General features: G+C 67.5%; 16 protein-coding genes and 3 pseudogenes. 7 read left to right on the plus strand and 12 right to left on the minus strand.

Going from position 1 to position 14,763, the window contains the following annotated elements:
* Positions 1 to 134 precede the first annotated feature (134 nt).
* On the plus strand, positions 135 to 452 hold the full coding sequence (locus QF032_RS38935) for a hypothetical protein (protein ID WP_307059810.1): 318 nt from the start codon (positions 135 to 137) through the stop codon (positions 450 to 452).
* A gap of 1,328 nt (positions 453 to 1,780) precedes the next feature.
* Here QF032_RS38935 and QF032_RS38940 read toward each other — a convergent pair.
* The 3 genes and pseudogenes from QF032_RS38940 to QF032_RS40800 all read right to left on the minus strand — a co-directional run.
* Positions 1,781 to 2,038, minus strand: a pseudogene (locus QF032_RS38940) (integrase core domain-containing protein); the annotation flags it as partial.
* A 79-nt stretch (positions 2,039 to 2,117) separates the two neighbouring features.
* Positions 2,118 to 3,536: an IS30 family transposase gene (locus QF032_RS38945; RefSeq protein WP_444875867.1), complete on the minus strand. Its 1,419-nt coding sequence runs from the start codon at positions 3,534 to 3,536 to the stop codon at positions 2,118 to 2,120.
* On the minus strand, positions 3,487 to 3,945 hold the full coding sequence (locus QF032_RS40800) for a transposase (RefSeq protein ID WP_373430443.1): 459 nt from the start codon (positions 3,943 to 3,945) through the stop codon (positions 3,487 to 3,489). The genes QF032_RS38945 and QF032_RS40800 overlap by 50 nt, the downstream gene beginning before the upstream one ends.
* Between QF032_RS40800 and istB the strand changes: the two are divergent.
* Positions 3,887 to 4,670 (plus strand): annotated as a pseudogene (gene istB, locus QF032_RS38955) (IS21-like element helper ATPase IstB). The gene QF032_RS40800 and the pseudogene istB sit on opposite strands and share 59 nt — an antisense overlap.
* 49 nt (positions 4,671 to 4,719) lie before the next feature.
* Here the strand turns inward: istB and QF032_RS38960 are convergent.
* Positions 4,720 to 5,082: a hypothetical protein gene (locus QF032_RS38960; RefSeq protein ID WP_307059818.1), complete on the minus strand. Its 363-nt coding sequence runs from the start codon at positions 5,080 to 5,082 to the stop codon at positions 4,720 to 4,722.
* Between the two features lie 180 nt (positions 5,083 to 5,262).
* On the opposite strand from QF032_RS38960, the gene QF032_RS38965 reads away from it, so the two are divergent.
* Entirely contained in the window at positions 5,263 to 5,985 is a 723-nt protein-coding gene (locus QF032_RS38965) for a Type 1 glutamine amidotransferase-like domain-containing protein (protein ID WP_307059820.1), read from the plus strand.
* A 324-nt stretch (positions 5,986 to 6,309) separates the two neighbouring features.
* On the opposite strand, the gene QF032_RS38970 is transcribed toward QF032_RS38965, so the two are convergent.
* A complete protein-coding gene (locus QF032_RS38970; protein ID WP_307059822.1) occupies positions 6,310 to 6,444 on the minus strand; it encodes a hypothetical protein in 135 nt (44 codons plus the stop codon).
* Positions 6,445 to 6,685: 241 nt separating this feature from the next.
* Between QF032_RS38970 and QF032_RS38975 the strand changes: the two genes are divergently transcribed.
* Positions 6,686 to 6,841, plus strand: a complete 156-nt coding sequence (locus tag QF032_RS38975) for a hypothetical protein (RefSeq protein WP_307059824.1) — start codon at positions 6,686 to 6,688, stop codon at positions 6,839 to 6,841.
* A gap of 107 nt (positions 6,842 to 6,948) precedes the next feature.
* On the opposite strand, the gene QF032_RS38980 is transcribed toward QF032_RS38975, so the two are convergent.
* Positions 6,949 to 7,353: a type II toxin-antitoxin system PemK/MazF family toxin gene (locus QF032_RS38980; RefSeq protein WP_283968348.1), complete on the minus strand. Its 405-nt coding sequence runs from the start codon at positions 7,351 to 7,353 to the stop codon at positions 6,949 to 6,951.
* Positions 7,354 to 7,462: 109 nt separating this feature from the next.
* Between QF032_RS38980 and QF032_RS38985 the strand changes: the two are divergent.
* Positions 7,463 to 7,848, plus strand: a pseudogene (locus QF032_RS38985) (transposase); the annotation flags it as partial.
* A gap of 377 nt (positions 7,849 to 8,225) precedes the next feature.
* Here the strand turns inward: QF032_RS38985 and QF032_RS38990 are convergent.
* The 3 genes from QF032_RS38990 to QF032_RS39000 all read right to left on the minus strand — a co-directional run bounded on the left by QF032_RS38990 (position 8,226) and on the right by QF032_RS39000 (position 10,193).
* Positions 8,226 to 8,573, minus strand: a complete 348-nt coding sequence (locus QF032_RS38990; protein WP_307059827.1) for a YciI family protein — start codon at positions 8,571 to 8,573, stop codon at positions 8,226 to 8,228.
* 67 nt (positions 8,574 to 8,640) lie between these two features.
* The gene (locus QF032_RS38995) at positions 8,641 to 9,540 is read right to left on the minus strand and encodes a Vgb family protein (RefSeq protein ID WP_444875859.1); all 900 of its coding nucleotides are present in this window, start codon (positions 9,538 to 9,540) and stop codon (positions 8,641 to 8,643) included.
* Positions 9,537 to 10,193, minus strand: a complete 657-nt coding sequence (locus QF032_RS39000; protein ID WP_307059831.1) for a CatB-related O-acetyltransferase — start codon at positions 10,191 to 10,193, stop codon at positions 9,537 to 9,539. Before QF032_RS39000 ends, QF032_RS38995 begins: the two co-directional genes overlap by 4 nt.
* Positions 10,194 to 10,517: 324 nt before the next feature.
* Between QF032_RS39000 and QF032_RS39005 the strand changes: the two genes are divergently transcribed.
* Complete coding sequence (locus tag QF032_RS39005; protein ID WP_307049445.1) at positions 10,518 to 11,108, plus strand: TetR/AcrR family transcriptional regulator; 591 nt, start codon at positions 10,518 to 10,520, stop codon at positions 11,106 to 11,108.
* Between the two features lie 384 nt (positions 11,109 to 11,492).
* Here QF032_RS39005 and QF032_RS40805 read toward each other — a convergent pair whose 3' ends face one another.
* The 3 genes from QF032_RS40805 to QF032_RS39015 form a co-directional block, all read right to left on the minus strand.
* Positions 11,493 to 11,840, minus strand: coding sequence for a cytochrome P450 (locus QF032_RS40805; RefSeq protein ID WP_373430444.1), 348 nt, complete (start codon positions 11,838 to 11,840; stop codon positions 11,493 to 11,495).
* Positions 11,816 to 12,121, minus strand: a complete 306-nt coding sequence (locus QF032_RS39010; protein WP_307059834.1) for a hypothetical protein — start codon at positions 12,119 to 12,121, stop codon at positions 11,816 to 11,818. The genes QF032_RS40805 and QF032_RS39010 overlap by 25 nt, the downstream gene beginning before the upstream one ends.
* Before the next feature lie 775 nt (positions 12,122 to 12,896).
* Positions 12,897 to 13,205: a putative quinol monooxygenase gene (locus tag QF032_RS39015; protein WP_307049451.1), complete on the minus strand. Its 309-nt coding sequence runs from the start codon at positions 13,203 to 13,205 to the stop codon at positions 12,897 to 12,899.
* A 98-nt stretch (positions 13,206 to 13,303) separates the two neighbouring features.
* Here QF032_RS39015 and pdxR point away from each other — a divergent pair, with 98 nt between their 5' ends.
* On the plus strand, positions 13,304 to 14,725 hold the full coding sequence (pdxR, locus tag QF032_RS39020) for a MocR-like pyridoxine biosynthesis transcription factor PdxR (protein ID WP_307059836.1): 1,422 nt from the start codon (positions 13,304 to 13,306) through the stop codon (positions 14,723 to 14,725).
* Positions 14,726 to 14,763 lie beyond the last annotated feature (38 nt).

Here is a 14,763-nt window from a genome sequence, read left to right on the forward strand (position 1 = left end):
GTGTGCTGCGGGTATGCGACGTGGTGGTGGGGAGGGGGCACCGGGCGGAGGGGCACGCCTGTCCTCGCTGATGATCTGCGACCTGTTCGGCCTCGGTATCCAGGCCGCCAGCCGGTATACCCCAGTCTCACCTCATGGCCAAGGCCCGTACGGCCACCAGCGCGGTGAACGGCGTCATGACGCGGAAAAAGGCGAACCTGCCGAGCGGGTGGCCGTTTGATCGTCCATGGGCGGCTTGCGGCGTGCTTACGGTCGTCGGAGCAGGGGAAGTGATGATCTCCATGACGAGCGTGATGCAGTACTACGGTCTGCTGTGGACCGACCCGGACGGCGCTGCGCAGGCGTCGGCCGGCAGGCACGACAAACGGTCCGCGAAGCATTGTGTACGTGTCGTCCAGCAGCCGCAGCGCCGCTGCGTTCCGGGGGCTGCGGCGGGAGCGGAACTCCGTTAGTAAGCCGCCGATTTCCCGAGAGAAAGCGTCCTTCGGCTCGCGCGGGATGCGCCGGAGTCGGTCCAGGGTCCAACGGAGGAGCTCGTCTCCTTCTTCCGCTGCGAGGTCGAGCGGCTCCGGCGGGAGCGAGGCGTCCGTCGCATCCCACAGTGCCTCCAGATGGGCGTCCAGCAGGTCCAGGGCCGCCCGGTCGGCAGGTGCCAAGCATCTCGCCACTTTAGGCCGTCGCCGTCAGGCGGCGCCGGTCCGGGGCGAGCGGTGGGAGATTCACTGCCCCGGTCCGTCACCGCCGCGGTTTCCTCAGCGTGGCTTTGCGGGGACTGGCCGTTGTCCTTCCCGTGGGGCGCCTTCGGGTGATCGTCCATGACGGGGGACGTGACGGGGTGGGCTGCGCCATCAGTGCCGGGTTGTGCCACCGGTTTTACTCCCATTCCCGAATGGTGAGGAAGTCTGGATGGTGTCGCCGTTTCCGGTTCTCCTCCCGTAGATCGGAGATCTCCGAAACTGTCCGCGGCGGCAGCGAGTCTGACCGGCTTTGTAGGACGACGGGTCGTGATCCTTCGCGGCATGCCGGGCAAGGGGACGCTCACCCGGATTGTTGAGATCGGCGACAGCTGGGCCTCCCAGGCCATGCGCTGCTTACCGTCCACGGACGATGCCAGTACATCTGCGCGCCAGGAGCCGTCCTCGGCCGGCGCTTCCAGCGCGGCGTACCACCCGGCCGCCCGGATCGCGGCCGCCATCTCCAGCTTGAGCATGTGGTGTTCCCAGGACTCATTCGACAGCTCGCACGACGGCGGCCGCCCTGGGTCGTGGCAGAAGAACCGCACGCCGTACCGCGAGACCTTGGGATGCAGGCTCCAGGAACACTCGGGGCAGGCCAGCGGGATGCGTGGACGGACCTTGTGGATTTGGCTCCAGGCCAGACCGCCACCGAGGTCGGGAAGAGTGGCATCGACCCGGCCCAGATCGGGGTGCAGCGCGGTGAAGGGCATGAATCGCAGTTCCTGGCGATCCGGCGTGACCCACGACGTACCTGACAGGACAACACATAAGCAGGCACCACTGACAGAGCGCCTGAGTGCCCACCTGGCCGACGGGCCCGGAGTAGCCATGGCTGCTTCCTTCTCTGTCGCGGATCGAGGTGGCCCTGGCGGCTCGCACGGTCACAAGCCATGGGCGGCCCGTCCGCCGATGGTTGATCTGCCCGATATTCCTGGGATGCAGGTTGTTCCGTCCCTCAACGGGTGCACGGGCTGGGTACGGCGGGGGAGGGACGCTTGGGTCCCGCCTGGCGCAGTGTGCTGCTCTGTTTGGGGGATGCCATGTCAGACCTGATCCCTGCTGGGCTTGTTCCGCTTTGACGGACACCATCGGTGTGGTGGCCAGGCTGCGGGTGCGGTCTCGTATTCGGCGGGACTGAGGTAGCCGAGGCTGCTGTGCAGACGGTGCAAGTTGTACCAGCCCTCGATGAAATCGAAGATCGCGGTCCGGGCGGCGGCCCGGCTGGGCCAGCAGCTCGTGTCGAGCAGCTCCCTCTTGATGGTGGCGAAGAACGACTCGGCGAGTGCGTTGTCCCAGCACTGGACGGTGCGGCCGACCGATAGACGCACTCCCCACCGGTCTGCCAGCGTGGCGAGTTGATGACTGGTGTATTGGGCGAGTTCAACCAGTCGTTGCAACACCGGGCTGTTGCAGCGAGCGTAGCTGTTCTTCGAAGACCTCGGTCGGCGTCCGCCAACCCAGGACTTTGCGGGGCCGGTTGTTGATCGCCATGGCGACGGCTTCGAGGTCCGTGAACGACCAGCGGGAGAGATCGGTGCCCTTCGGGAAGTACTGGCGCAGCAGCCCGTTCGTGTTCTCGTTCGTCGGTCGTTGCCAGGGCGAGTGCGGATCGGCGAAGAACACCTTCGTCCCGGTATCGAGGGCGAACTGGGCATGAGCGGAGAGTTCCTTCCCGCGGTCCCAGGTGAGGGTTTTGCGTAGCTGCTCAGGCAATTGCGTCATCGACGTGGTGAGCGCTGTGTTCATCGCGATCGCGCCATAGCCCCCGAGCGAGGGGCCGTTCTTCACGGGCGGCTTCTCGCCCCAGCCCTCGAGCCGGGGCAGGTGCACCAGGAGCGTGGAGCGGCTGCTGCGCTCGACGAGCGTGCCGATCGCGGAGCGGCCCGTCCCGATGATCAAATCGCCTTCCCAGTGTCCGGGGACCGCGCGGTCCGTGGCCTCGGCGGGGCGTTCGCTGAGGACGACGTCCGCGGTGACATGACCATGCGGTTTGTTCTGCGACCGTGCACGGGGAGTCCGCAGCGCCCGGCCGGTACGCAGACACGTGACCAGCTCCCGCTTGAGCGCGCCACGGCCCTCGATGAACAGCGCCTGGTAGATCGCTTCGTGGCTGATGCGCATGGACTCATCATCGGGGAAGTCGGCATGGAGACGGTGCGAGATCTGCTCCGGGCTCCATGCCGTCGCCCATCGTCTGTCCTGCCGGTGCGGCTTGTTCAGCCCCTTCCATGCGGGCGTCCTGGGTCCGGGGACGATCGTGCTGTCGGGGCGGCGGATGCTGTCGGCGAGCCGGTCCTGCACGTACTCACGCAACCTGTCGTTGCCTGCGAGCTTCGCGGTCTTCGGCCGCTTGGCGGCCTGCTGTGCTTTCCACTGGGCGACCGTCGCGCGGTACTCCTGCTTGCCGCTGCGCGTGGCGGCGTTGCGGCGCAGTTCGCGAGAGATCGTTCCGGGGTCACGCCCCAGGGCGCGGGCGATCTCGCGCACGCCCTTGCTCATCGCCCTGAGGATCGCGATCTCCTCGCGCTCTTCGAACGTGAGGTACCGGCCCGTGGGCTCGGCCAACGAGATCGGAGGCATGCCGCCAGCGTGACGAAACCACCTCGCACCCACCGGCCACGACACGCCGACCGCCAACGACGCCTCCACCGTCGTGACCCCCGTGGCGATCAGTCGCCAGAACTGGCGCTGCACGACCCGAGACGGATCAGGCCGCCCCGGCGAACGCATCGCCGGCCGCAACGCACGGTCAGCGCGCCACTGCCGACGCCGCCCCTCCGGGACATCGCTGGTCTTCAAACTCCAGTCCGCCGTAGCCACGTCGCACACCTCCGAGATCAGGGTGTTGCGACGACCAGTTGAATCCACCTTGGCAGCCGCGATCCGAGTGAAAGATCACCGGACCGATGGGGCGGCGCTTTCGGCAGGCGGCCATGAGGGTATCGGCGACCAGATCGGTGCGCAGGTGGTCGGCCGTCGCCCAGCCGACCACGCGACGGGAGGCGATGTCGATGACGGTGGCCAGATAGAGCCAGCCCTCGTCCGTGGCGATGTAGGCGATGTCGCCGCACCAGCGGGCATCCAGGCCGGCAGGATCGGGCTGGAATTTGCGGAGGACCGGTCCACGGCGAAGCTGAGGGAAGCATCTGATGAGCGTGATGGACACCGCCCTGCGAGAGTCGCTGAAGTCGCTGCGGCTCTCGGGCATGCTCGAAACTCTCGATGCCCGCATGGTCCAGGCCCACGGCGGCGAGTTCGGAACACCTCGACTTCCTCCAGGTCCTCTGCCAGGACGAGATCACCCGGCGCGAGACCGTCGCCTTCCAACGGCGCTTGCACCGGGCGAAGTTCGAGCAGCTGGTCACACTGGAGGAGTTCGACTTCGCGGCGTCGTCCAAGCTGCCGGCCGCCCAGATCCGCGATTTCGGCGCCTTGCGCTGGCTGCACTCGGGCGAGTCGGTCATCCTCTTCGGCCCGGTCGGGGTCGGCAAGACACACATCGCCCAGGCCCTGGGACACCTCGCCATCCGGCAAGGCGCGAACGTCCGATTCGCCAAGACCAGCCGGATCCTCGCCGACCTGACCCGCGGACACGCGGACCGCACCTGGGACAAGGGGATCCGCGAGCTGGTACGTCCCGACGTGCTCATCCTCGACGACTTCGCAAGGTGCCAGCTCAGCGCGTCCCAGGCCGACGACCTCTACGAACTCGTCAGTGAGCGACAGGGACGGTCTCTGATCATCACCAGCAACCGGGCACCGAGCGACTGGTATCCCCTCTTCCCCAACCCCGTCGTCGCCGAGTCACTCCTGGACCGGCTCATCAACACCAGCCACCAGGTCATCATGAACGGCCCCAGCTACCGGCCGAACAAGCGGCCCAAGAACCCCACCGACAAGACCGACAAGACCGGCAAGACCACCATCAAGTGAGACGCCTTCGGGCCGGCAGCGTCGTCTCACAGGCCATCGTCGGGGAAGCTCAAGACACGCCGTTGGCCTGACGGCTATCACCCGCGAGCTGGCCCACCATCATCACGATGAGGCCGACCACGAGGACCACGCCGCCGGTCAGCGTGCCCCATGCCCGGGTGCCGGGGTCACTGATGATCAGCCCGAAGACGACCTGCCAGCACAGCGCGAACGCACCTATCAACTGGCCCCAGCCATAGAGGCGGGGGTTACGGACATGACGCCGGTTCACGGGAAGCACCCAGCCACGGGCCACCGCTGCCATGCCGGAGGCTGCGAAGAGCAAAGCCAGCAGCACAAGAGGTATAGCGAGGAAAAGCTTCACGGTCTCACTCCCGGGCGCCGGACCCACGCCGCACACCAGCGTGATCATGACACCCCCCGCGACACGCGTCCACAAGGTGGGGAATTACGTGAACTTACGCCTGGGGAATTACGTGAACGTCCACATGGGGACGCAGCGATGGTGGACTGCCGTCTATTGGGTTGCAGATGGGTCCCGTGGCACGGCAGTGTGCGCGCAGGTTTGACCCGCAGCTCAGGAGGCACTCTCGTGGTGGTCGTTTCAGCTCGTCGTGTCGCCCTTCTGGGGGGAGGCTTTTCAACAGATGAGGACGGCCTGCTCGACGACTGGCTGCTTAACCATGCGAGGAGCCCCCGACCCAGGGTGTGCTTCGTTCCAACTGCCAGTGGCGACGCGCCCGCATACATCGATCAGTTCTTGAGCGCGTTCAAGCCACGTAACTGCGAACCGTCTGTCTTGTCGTTGTTCCGGCGAGAGCTGGACGACGAGGCGCTGCGGACGTTTCTGCTCAGCCAAGACGTCGTGTACGTCGGCGGTGGCAATACTGCGAACCTGCTGGCGGTCTGGCGTGCGCATGGGGTCGACCGGCTGCTGCGCGACGCATACAGCAGCGGGACGCTGCTGTGCGGAATCAGTGCTGGCGCCAATTGCTGGGCGGAGGGCTCGCACACGGATTCCTTCGGGCCGCTGACGTGCCTGCAGGACGGTCTGGGCCTCCTGCCGGGCTCGGTGTGTCCGCACTACGACAGTGAACCAGGGCGCCGCACCTCCTACCAGGAAGCTGTAGTTACTGGCATGCTGTCCGCCGGCTGGGCGGTTGAGGACGGGGTGGGGGCCCTCTTCACGGACGGGCGCCTTGAGGAAGCCGTCGCCCGGACTCCGGAGGCCCGCCTGTACTTGGTGCAGGCAGATGAAGATCACGAGGTCATCGAGCGACCACTGTCATGCCGATTGCTCAATGAACGAGAGTGATGCATAGGTCATAGTCCTTGGGCTGGCTGGCGGGTGGCCAGGCAGTCGGACCAGCTGTCGCCCGCGAGCCGGGCCCAGCGGTGGGCCGTGACTGGGCTGATGCCGAAGGGGCCGAACCGCGGGGTCTTGCGGTTACGACGCAGGTCCACCAGGTCCACTTTCGAAGCCCGAAGGCGTAGACCGTTTCAACACCGCAGCATCGCGCAGCGCGGTGATCGTCCCCTTGCGCCCTGGCCCCCGGATCTTCCCGGGCCGGGCGTCCGCCGCGTCGAACAGTGCCTGGACCTCGTCATACGTCAGCGGTCGGCGCCGTGGGTCACCCTCCTACTCAACCGTTTGTAGCACCGAGTTGCCCTCATGGAACACCACTTGCGGCGCCTCACCGAACCGCTCTGGGCAAGCCTCGATCCACCCGTAGCGGGGATCACGCAGATACGCCATGAACAGGGAGATCGTCACAGGGTGACGGTGCTGGCGCCACCTGTGCAGCGTGACCTGGACGGCCACGTCTACCGGTACCGGCTGCACAGTCTCGCATTCAAGGGTGCGGAGGCCCACCGCGTGGGCGACCTGGATCGTCACTGCCCCGGTAGCCCGCGCCGTCGCAGTCCTGGAGCGGCTTCAGCCAGACGAGGAGCCCTACCTGGTCGCCAAACCGTCCAGCTCGCCCACCCTCCGGTAAGGCCAGGACCAACACCACGTGCCGGGCAGCAGCACCACCATCAAGGACATGACGGCACTGATCACCTGGATCAACGCCTACTGCCTGGCCCATGACGGGCCGGACGGGATCCCCGCGGACCGAGGACGACAGCCGCGCCTGGCCACCCGGCAATTTCGCCGCAGCCTGGCCTGATGCTCCAGCCGTAGATCGTGATTCCGATGGTGAGAGGCGCTGAGGCGACAGTCGGACAGCGTCGACCATCTGGCCGAGACCGCCCACGCCGTCGGCTACTTCTCCCTCTACCCGAGTTCACCGAGACGGAGGGCGTCCCTTATCTCGCTGAGCTTCGCGGTCGTCGCCGGGGTCTGCTCCTGCGCTTGTTCAGCGAGTCGGAGCGCATCGTCAATCTCGCTGAGCTTCGCCGAGGACAGGACGGCCGCCCGCTCTATCAGGTCGTCCCGTGACACAGTGGTCAGCCACGTGCAAGGGGTGAAGCCTGGACGCGGGAACGCAAGCCGCAGCACGCCTTCGAACGGCACTCCTTCACCGGCGCCCACCATCACTTCGATGCCCAGACCGCTGATGTCGACGCCCGCCGGAGCGACGACCTGCATCACCCGGATCCCGGACGCGTCGTCTCCCGACAGCAGCACGACCAACCTCCGCTCGTCGAACTGGACCCACCAGACTTCGCCACGTTGCACAAGTCCTCCAGACACGGGACGACAGACAGACGCTGCGCGAGCCTGACGCGTTGTGGAGACGGGTGGGGCCACCGTGGATCATCGGTGTGTGAAGACTGAAGATCACGCGGTGGCCGCAGGTCACAGCGTAAACCCTGCCCACTGGCAGGAGGCGTTCGAGGGCCTGCGAGCCGGACAGCGGGAGGGTTCACGCGGGTCGAATCCCGGTGCCGAGCCCGGAAGTCGGTACTGGGCCTGCTGTCGGACCTGTCGCGCAGGACCTGCTGGACCATCGCCGAGTGGGCCGGGGACAGGACCCCGGACAGCATGCAGCACCTGCTCGGGCGGGCCAGGTGGGACGCCGACCAGGCTCGGGACGACGTGGGTGACTACGTGGTGGAGCATCTGCACGACGCCGAGGCGGTGCTGGTGGTCGACGAGACCGGCGACGTGAAGAAAGGCACCGACACTGTCGGTGTCCAGCGCCAGTACACCGGCACCGCCGGGGCTCGTATTTCAATAAGTGCTCGGCAGAGGGGTGTTGGTGGGAGTCTGAGATATGACCCCGTGTCTGTCAGGCCGCGTTGCGTTCGAGGCGATGGCCACACTGTTCTTCTCCTCTCGTTCCGTCACCGAGGCAACCGGCCGAAACCGGATCCCAGGGGCGCCCGTACGATGAGCGCCGTGACCACCCGCCGCACTCTCGGCGCTGGCCCCGAGACTTCTGCCCGGGGCGTCCGCGTCACCCAGGCTGATTCACTCGCGGCCCTGCCCGGCGTCCGCAATCCCGGATTTCAGCGAACTCCGGCCAGGCGTGCGGTACGGAGTCAACGAAGCGGACGGCAGCTCGCGGCGCTGCCGTTCGAACCGCTCCGATGGGACGGTGATTGGGCTCAGGCTGATTCGAGGATCTGGCGGATCTCGATCGTCTCCGGGGTAGGCAGGGCCTTGGCCAGTTCGACGGCCTCCGCACGGTCGGCCACCTCCAGCACGAACCAGCCGCCGAGGGTCTCCTCACCGGTGTGCGCGGGCCCGTCGGTCACTGATGACGCCCCGTCGGTCGTCTTGCGCACGGTCGCCGGGCTGTTGTGCTCGGTTTCCAGGGCGTCGCCGCCGACAAGCTTTCCGGCCGTCGCAAGGCTGCCGATCCACGTCTGGTAGTCCGCGCGGTAGGCGTCCCGGTCGGCCTGGATCCGGCGGCGTGACTCATCCGTCTCAAAGATCACGAGTGCGTACTTCACTGATGTTCCTCTCCGGCCGCTGTGCGGGCGGCCGCTGTTGCTGGTGGCGGGTGTGAGGGTGTCCTTGTCAGGTGGCGCTGTCCACAGTGACGATGCGGGCCAGCACACCGATCTCCAGAGCTGTCCACAGCGCGCCGTCGGGACCGACGGTGATGCCGTGCGGCTCGGAGCCAGGGGTGGGCAGGTCGTGCACGGTGATGGTGCCGTCCGGAGTGATCGAGCCGACGCGGTTGCCGCCCCACTCGGTGAACCACGCAGTGCCGTCGTCGGCGACGGTGATGGCGTGGGGTCGGGCTGCGCGGTCGGGCAGGGGAAATTCGATGACTTGCCCGTCGGGGGTGATCCGCCCGATCTGACCGGCGGCGATCTCGACAAACCACAGGGCCCCGTCGCGTCCCGCGGAGATGCCCACCGGCGCGGCGTCCTTGGTGGGCAGTGAGTGGAGGGTCACTGCGCCGTCCATGCCGATCCGCCCGATGGCGTTTGCCTGGTTGAGCGTGAACCACATGCCGCCGTCGTCGCCGGCTGTGATCGCGGAGGGAAACGCGCCTGTGACGGGGAGCGGAAACTCGGTGACCCGGCCGTCGACGGTGATGCGGCCGATGCGATCGGCGGCGGTCTCGGTGAACCACAAAGCACCGTCCGGCCCGGCTGCGATACCGAAGGGCCCGCAGCCGGGGGTGGGTATCGCGAAGTTGTCGATGACGCCGCCGGTGGTGATCCGCCCAATCCGGTGTGCCTGGTATTGAGTGAACCAGAGGGCGTCGTCGGGACCATGGACGATGATGGTCGGCCCGCACGCCGGGTCGAGCTGGTGACTCGTCGGTTCTGCGCCGGGGACCAGCCGGCCTATCCGGCCGCTGTGGACCAGGGTGAACCACAACGCACCGTCCGGCCCGGTGGTGATGGCGTACGGTCCGGCCTCGCTGTCAGTCACAGCGTGCTCGTCGATGGACGCCTGGGTCACAGCGGTTTCTCCAGATCGTGCTCGGCGGCGATGCGTGCGACGTCCGCGGGAGTTCCGGCCATGATGGCGCGAACGTGTTCGGTGACCAGCTCGGTAGGCCAGTCCCACCATGCTGCGCGGAGCAGTCGCTCAACGTCGTCGTCAGTGAACCGCTGCCGAATCGGCCTGGCCGGGTTGCCGCCGACGATGGTGTAAGCAGGGACGTCGGAGATGACCAGGGCGCCGGCCGCGATGATGGCGCCATCGCCGATGCGCACGCCCGGCATGACGGTCGCCTGGTGGCCGAACCAGACGTCATTGCCGATGACGGTGTCCCCGCGGCTGGGCATGGCCGTGACGATGTCCAGGGTCTGCTCGGCCCAGCAGCCGCCGAACATGGTGAACGGGAAGGTGGACACACCCACCATCGGGTGCTCGGCGCCGGCCATCAGGAAGCGGGTTCCCGTGGCGATCGCACAGTACCTGCCGATGATCAGGCGTTCCGGCCCGTAGGCGTAGAGGACGTTGCGGTGCTCGAACTCCGTCGCGCCGCCGGGGTCGTCGTAGTAGGTGTACTCGCCAACGACAATTTTCGGTGAGGTGATCAGCGGTTTGAGGAACACCACCCGGTCGTGCGCCCGCAGCGGGTGAACGGTGGTCGGATCAGGTGCCAAGGTGAGGATGCCTCGATTTCTGGTTATTTGTGGAAGCCCAGGATTACGACCAAGGCAGCCACCGTGGCGACGGAGAAGACGGTCCCGCCGACGAAGTCACGAGAGCCCACGCGCAGAGGCTGACAGCGCTGAGTGCCCAGCGACACAGTCAACCCGGCCGGCAGACCCAGCCAGCCCGCCGCCAGCGCAGCGCGAGGTTCATGTCTTTCGATGAAGTTTGCCGCCGCTACACGACACGTATCGTGTAGCGGCGTCGGCAACGCTACGGATCGGCACAGTGGACTGTCAACACGACACGTTCCGTTTCCTGTTAGGGTCGGGGACGTGCCTGCATCGCCGAACCCGCTACGTCGCAACGAGGCCAGCCGCCGCGCCATCCTGGACGCGGCGCTGCAACTGAGTGCCGAACACGGCTACGGACGGCTGACGATCGAGGCCGTCGCCGCCCGTGCCGGCGTCAGCAAGAAAACGATCTACCGGTGGTGGTCCTCCAAGGGAGCTGTCGTCCTGGACGCCATCGACGACATGGCCGCGGTCGCCGACTATCCGGACACCGGCAGCCTCGCCGCCGACCTGCACACCCAGCTCACCGCCGTCATCGACCTGCTCACCTCGCCGGAGAACTCTGCCGTCACCGGGCTCATCGCCGAAGCCCTACAGGACCGCGAACTGGCCCACGATCTGCGGGAACGCCTCATCCGTCCCCGTATCACCACATTTAAATCCCGCCTGCGCAAAGCCCAGCTCGAAGGGCAACTGGCCCCCGACGCCGACCTGGACGTCGCCTTGGACCTGATCTACGGCCCTGTGTACCACCGACTCGTCTTCCACCTCGGCATGCCCGACCCCCAGCAACTCGAGACGCTCATCGACCACGCCCTGCGCGCGTTCGATCCGCCGCAATCGACGCGGTGAGGCGGCCGCGCGCCAGTGGTCACGTGAGCGGACAGGGCAGGGCGGGAACCGAGCGATTCCGGGATCAGGTCACTACGGCCAGGTTCGACCAGACCCCACAAACCGGGCACGGGGCACCGTCCGTAGTGCGGTGCGGTGCGTGGCGACGCGCACTATCTCGATATCCACGTCCACCGACAGCACCGCGACGTCTGCGATCGACGGGAACAAGAGCTCCTTCAGCCGGAGCACGACCTCTTCCACGGCCCCGAACTGTCGGCCCAACGACCTTGTCCACAGGTCATTTACAGGCGGCTTGGCGTACCGCCCGGAGACGACGAGCCGTCACTCAGCGTGGCGGCGTCACAGCTGAGCCAGAACCATTTCACGTGACCGAAGCCAGATTCATCGAGCGCCCTGCGGATGGCGCCCTCGAACAGGGCGCAGGGCGACCCGGCAGCCCTGGGAGGGGTAGGGCTCCGTGCTGGCGCGGTGGCCGATTCCCTCGTCCTGTCGCGTCGCCGGCAGGAGTTGCCCACGTCGGATGAGTCTGTACACCAGCACGGTGACTTGCAGGAAGGCCAGTTGACCGCCGATGCAGGCGTGCGTGCCAGTACCGAAAGGCAGCCAGGCGCCGCGAGGAGGCCGGTTCCCCAGGAACCGTTCGGGACGGAACTCCTCCGGATCTGGGTACAGATCGGGGTTTCGGTGCAGATCCCATGGGCTCGCTACGGCGGATGTCCCGGCCGGCACGTGGTATCCGCCGATGTCGCCTGGCTGCGCAGCAGCCAGGGGATGGCTGTGACCGGCGGTCGCAAACGCAGTGCTTCCCGGATGACTGCGTCTGTATAGGGAGCGCTGTCATCCCGTCCGGATGCCTCATCGACCAGCCGTTGCCACACGTGCGGTGTGCGCGTGGCGCGCTCGATGACCCAGGCCGCTACCAGGGCGGGAGCCTGGGCAGCCAGCAGGTAAAAGGCGATCTGGTCGCACAGCACCGCGTCGGTCAGTAGTTCGCTGTCGGAAGCCAGCAATATGCCCAGGACATCGTTGTGAATCGTGCCAGTGCGGCGTCGCCGGCAATTTCCTCGCGCACCAGATGAAGGCAGGCAGTCCAAGCCCTGTGTCCCGCAGGCCACCAGGGCAGCCTGCCCACTGCGGAGGCCATCACCGCAGGGCGGACGGTGGTCTGGCGGAGCCGAGCGACGGGCTTGACCCAGGTGTTCAGAAGGCGAGGATCATCGACACTGAGGCACGCTTTGACGTTGGCTTCGGCGACGGCTGTGTCCAGAAAGGGGAGTAGGCGGAACAACCTTCCCACAGGGCAGGCATTCGCCATGCGCTGTGCTGCGACGGCGATGGCAGCCCGGTTTTTAACGCGCCGACGGCGCGACGGCCGTGGGCGTGGGCGTGAGTGTGGGCGTGACCGGCGTAGTGGCCGGTGCAACGGTGGGCGGCGTCGGCCTTCGGGGCGTGCTGGCGCATCGCCATGATGGTCTTCGGACTGCTTCTGACCCTCACGATCATCGGCGCCCCTATCGGAATCCCCCCGTGATGGCGACAGGGGCGGCCCTCTTCACCGGAGGCACCGCGGCCGCCACGGCCGGCACGGCGGTCGGGATCACGCAGGCCCGGCCGAGGGCGGTCGCCGAGGAAACCGTGCCGAGCGGCAGCGAGTCGGAGGTCGCCGCCGCCCGGCATCGCACTACGTCAGACTGGATGAGGGCGTCGCGTAGGCGGACATACCGCGTTTTGAGCTTCTGCCCGGCCTGCCTCCAGGGCAGGGCGAGGCTTGTCGAGCGAACGGATTCAGGCGATGTGGCGTAGAAGGGTGACCCGAAGCTCGCCGTCGAGGAGATCGTCCAGCCGGGCCACGAAGTCCTGCAGGTGGGCGGTCTGGAGGTTGGCGGCGTGCTCGTCGCGGCTGCGCCAGATCTCGTAGAGACAGAACGAGGCGGGGTCGTCCACACCGACGTGCAGGTCGTAGGTGACGCAGCCCGGCTCACGCGACGTGGGCGCCACGAGCGCAGTGAGCGCCTGGCTCAGAACCTGCTCCTTGCCGGGCTTGGCTCGCAACTGGGCGACGACTGTCAATGCGGCGGATTCGATGTTCGTCATCAGGGATGGGTGTTCCTGTTCGTGGCGCGGCGGCCTGTTGCCACCAACTCCGTAGGACGACGGTAAAGAAGAATGGTCCGGCTATACAGTCCTCTTTTGTGGGTATTCACCGGACCAATCGAGCCAGCGGCCTCCTCATCGAACTGTCCGAGGACGGCGGGTCGCTGTACGAGCGCCTGACGAGTGGGATCAGGGCCGCGATCGTGGCGGGCCGCCTGGCACCGGGCCACCTGTTGCCCCCGAGCCGCGTGCTGGCCGCCGAACTCGGCTGCTCCCGGTGGGTCGTCAACGAGGCGTACACCCAGCTCGCCGCCGAGGGGCAACTGCAGACGCGGCAGGGCTCCGGCACGCGCGTCACGACCCATCCCGCCACGCGCGACCCGGACCGGACACCAGAGACCGGGCGAGCTCCTGCCGCGCCGCCGGTGGTGGCCGACCTTCGGCCGGGCGCCCCGGATGTGGCGGCTTTCCCCGCACCCGCGTGGACCCGGTCCCTGCAGCACGTCCTCACCACCGTCGAATGGGAACCGTCGCTCTTCCCGCCGCCGGCAGGAGCGTGGCGGTTGCGGGAGGTCGTCGCCGCCTATCTGAGCCGGGTGCGCGGACTGACCGTCGAGGCTGACGAGGTACTCATCACGTGCGGTACCTCCCATGGGGTCTCCCTCGTGGCGCGGGTCCTGGCCGCGCGAGGAGTGCCGCACCTGGCCGTCGAGGATCCCGGCTGGCCTCGTCTGCACCAGGTCGCGGTCGCCGCCGGCCTGCCCACCGAGCCGGTCGCCGTGGACGCCGAGGGCCTCGACGTCGAGGCGCTGCGTCGAACAGGCGCCCAGGCGGTGCTGTGCGCGCCGGCCCATCAGTTCCCCACAGGCACGGCCCTGTCGCCCACACGCCGATTGGCTCTGCTCGCCTGGGCCACGCAGCGCACCTCCGTGATCATCGAAGACGATTACGACGCCGAGTTCCGCTACGACCGCAGACCCATTGGCGCCCTGGCCGGCCTCGACCGTAGCCGTGTGGTCTACCTGGGCTCGGTCAGCAAGACCCTGCATCCAGGACTGCGGCTGGGCTGGATGGTCCCGCCACCGGCGTTGCGCCAACCGCTGCTTGACGCTCTCGATTCCGCAGGCGCCGGCCCCAGCACCCTGGATCAGCTCACCTTCGCCAGGCTCGCTGACACCGGCGGCTACGACAGGCACCTACGCCGTGTGCGCAAGGTTTACCGGGCCCGCCGCGACGCCCTCGTGACTGCGCTGGGCAGTCACGCCGTCATCCGCGACTGCGGCCCGGTCCACGGCATCGCCGCGGGTCTGCATCTGCTGGTTCCGCTGCCCCCCGGACTCCACGACCACATGGTCGCCGAACACCTCGCAGGCCGCGGCATCGCCGCCATGGCCCTTTCCGGATATGCCACCCGGCGCCACGCGCCGGCCCTGGTCATCGGTTACGGCCGCCTCACCCCGACCCGCGCGCAGTGGGCGGCCGAGCAGCTCGCGGAGGTCCTCCTCGACCTTCGACCCTGAGCAGAAGGCCCGCCGTGAGCAGAAGTCCCGCGCCAGCG

This window comes from Streptomyces achromogenes, assembly GCF_030816715.1.
In the GTDB taxonomy this organism is placed as follows: Bacteria; Actinomycetota; Actinomycetes; order Streptomycetales; family Streptomycetaceae; genus Streptomyces; species Streptomyces achromogenes_A.

What these genes read in the sequence shown, in the direction of transcription:
- QF032_RS40800 (WP_373430443.1), bottom strand. Translation starts at nt 3,945, where the DNA reads ATGCCCGAGAGCCGCAGCGACTTCAGCGACTCTCGCAGGGCGGTGTCC.
- QF032_RS38960 (WP_307059818.1), bottom strand. Translation starts at nt 5,082, where the DNA reads ATGATCACGCTGGTGTGCGGCGTGGGTCCGGCGCCCGGGAGTGAGACC.
- QF032_RS38935 (WP_307059810.1), top strand. Translation starts at nt 135, where the DNA reads ATGGCCAAGGCCCGTACGGCCACCAGCGCGGTGAACGGCGTCATGACG.
- QF032_RS39015 (WP_307049451.1), bottom strand. Translation starts at nt 13,205, where the DNA reads ATGACGAACATCGAATCCGCCGCATTGACAGTCGTCGCCCAGTTGCGA.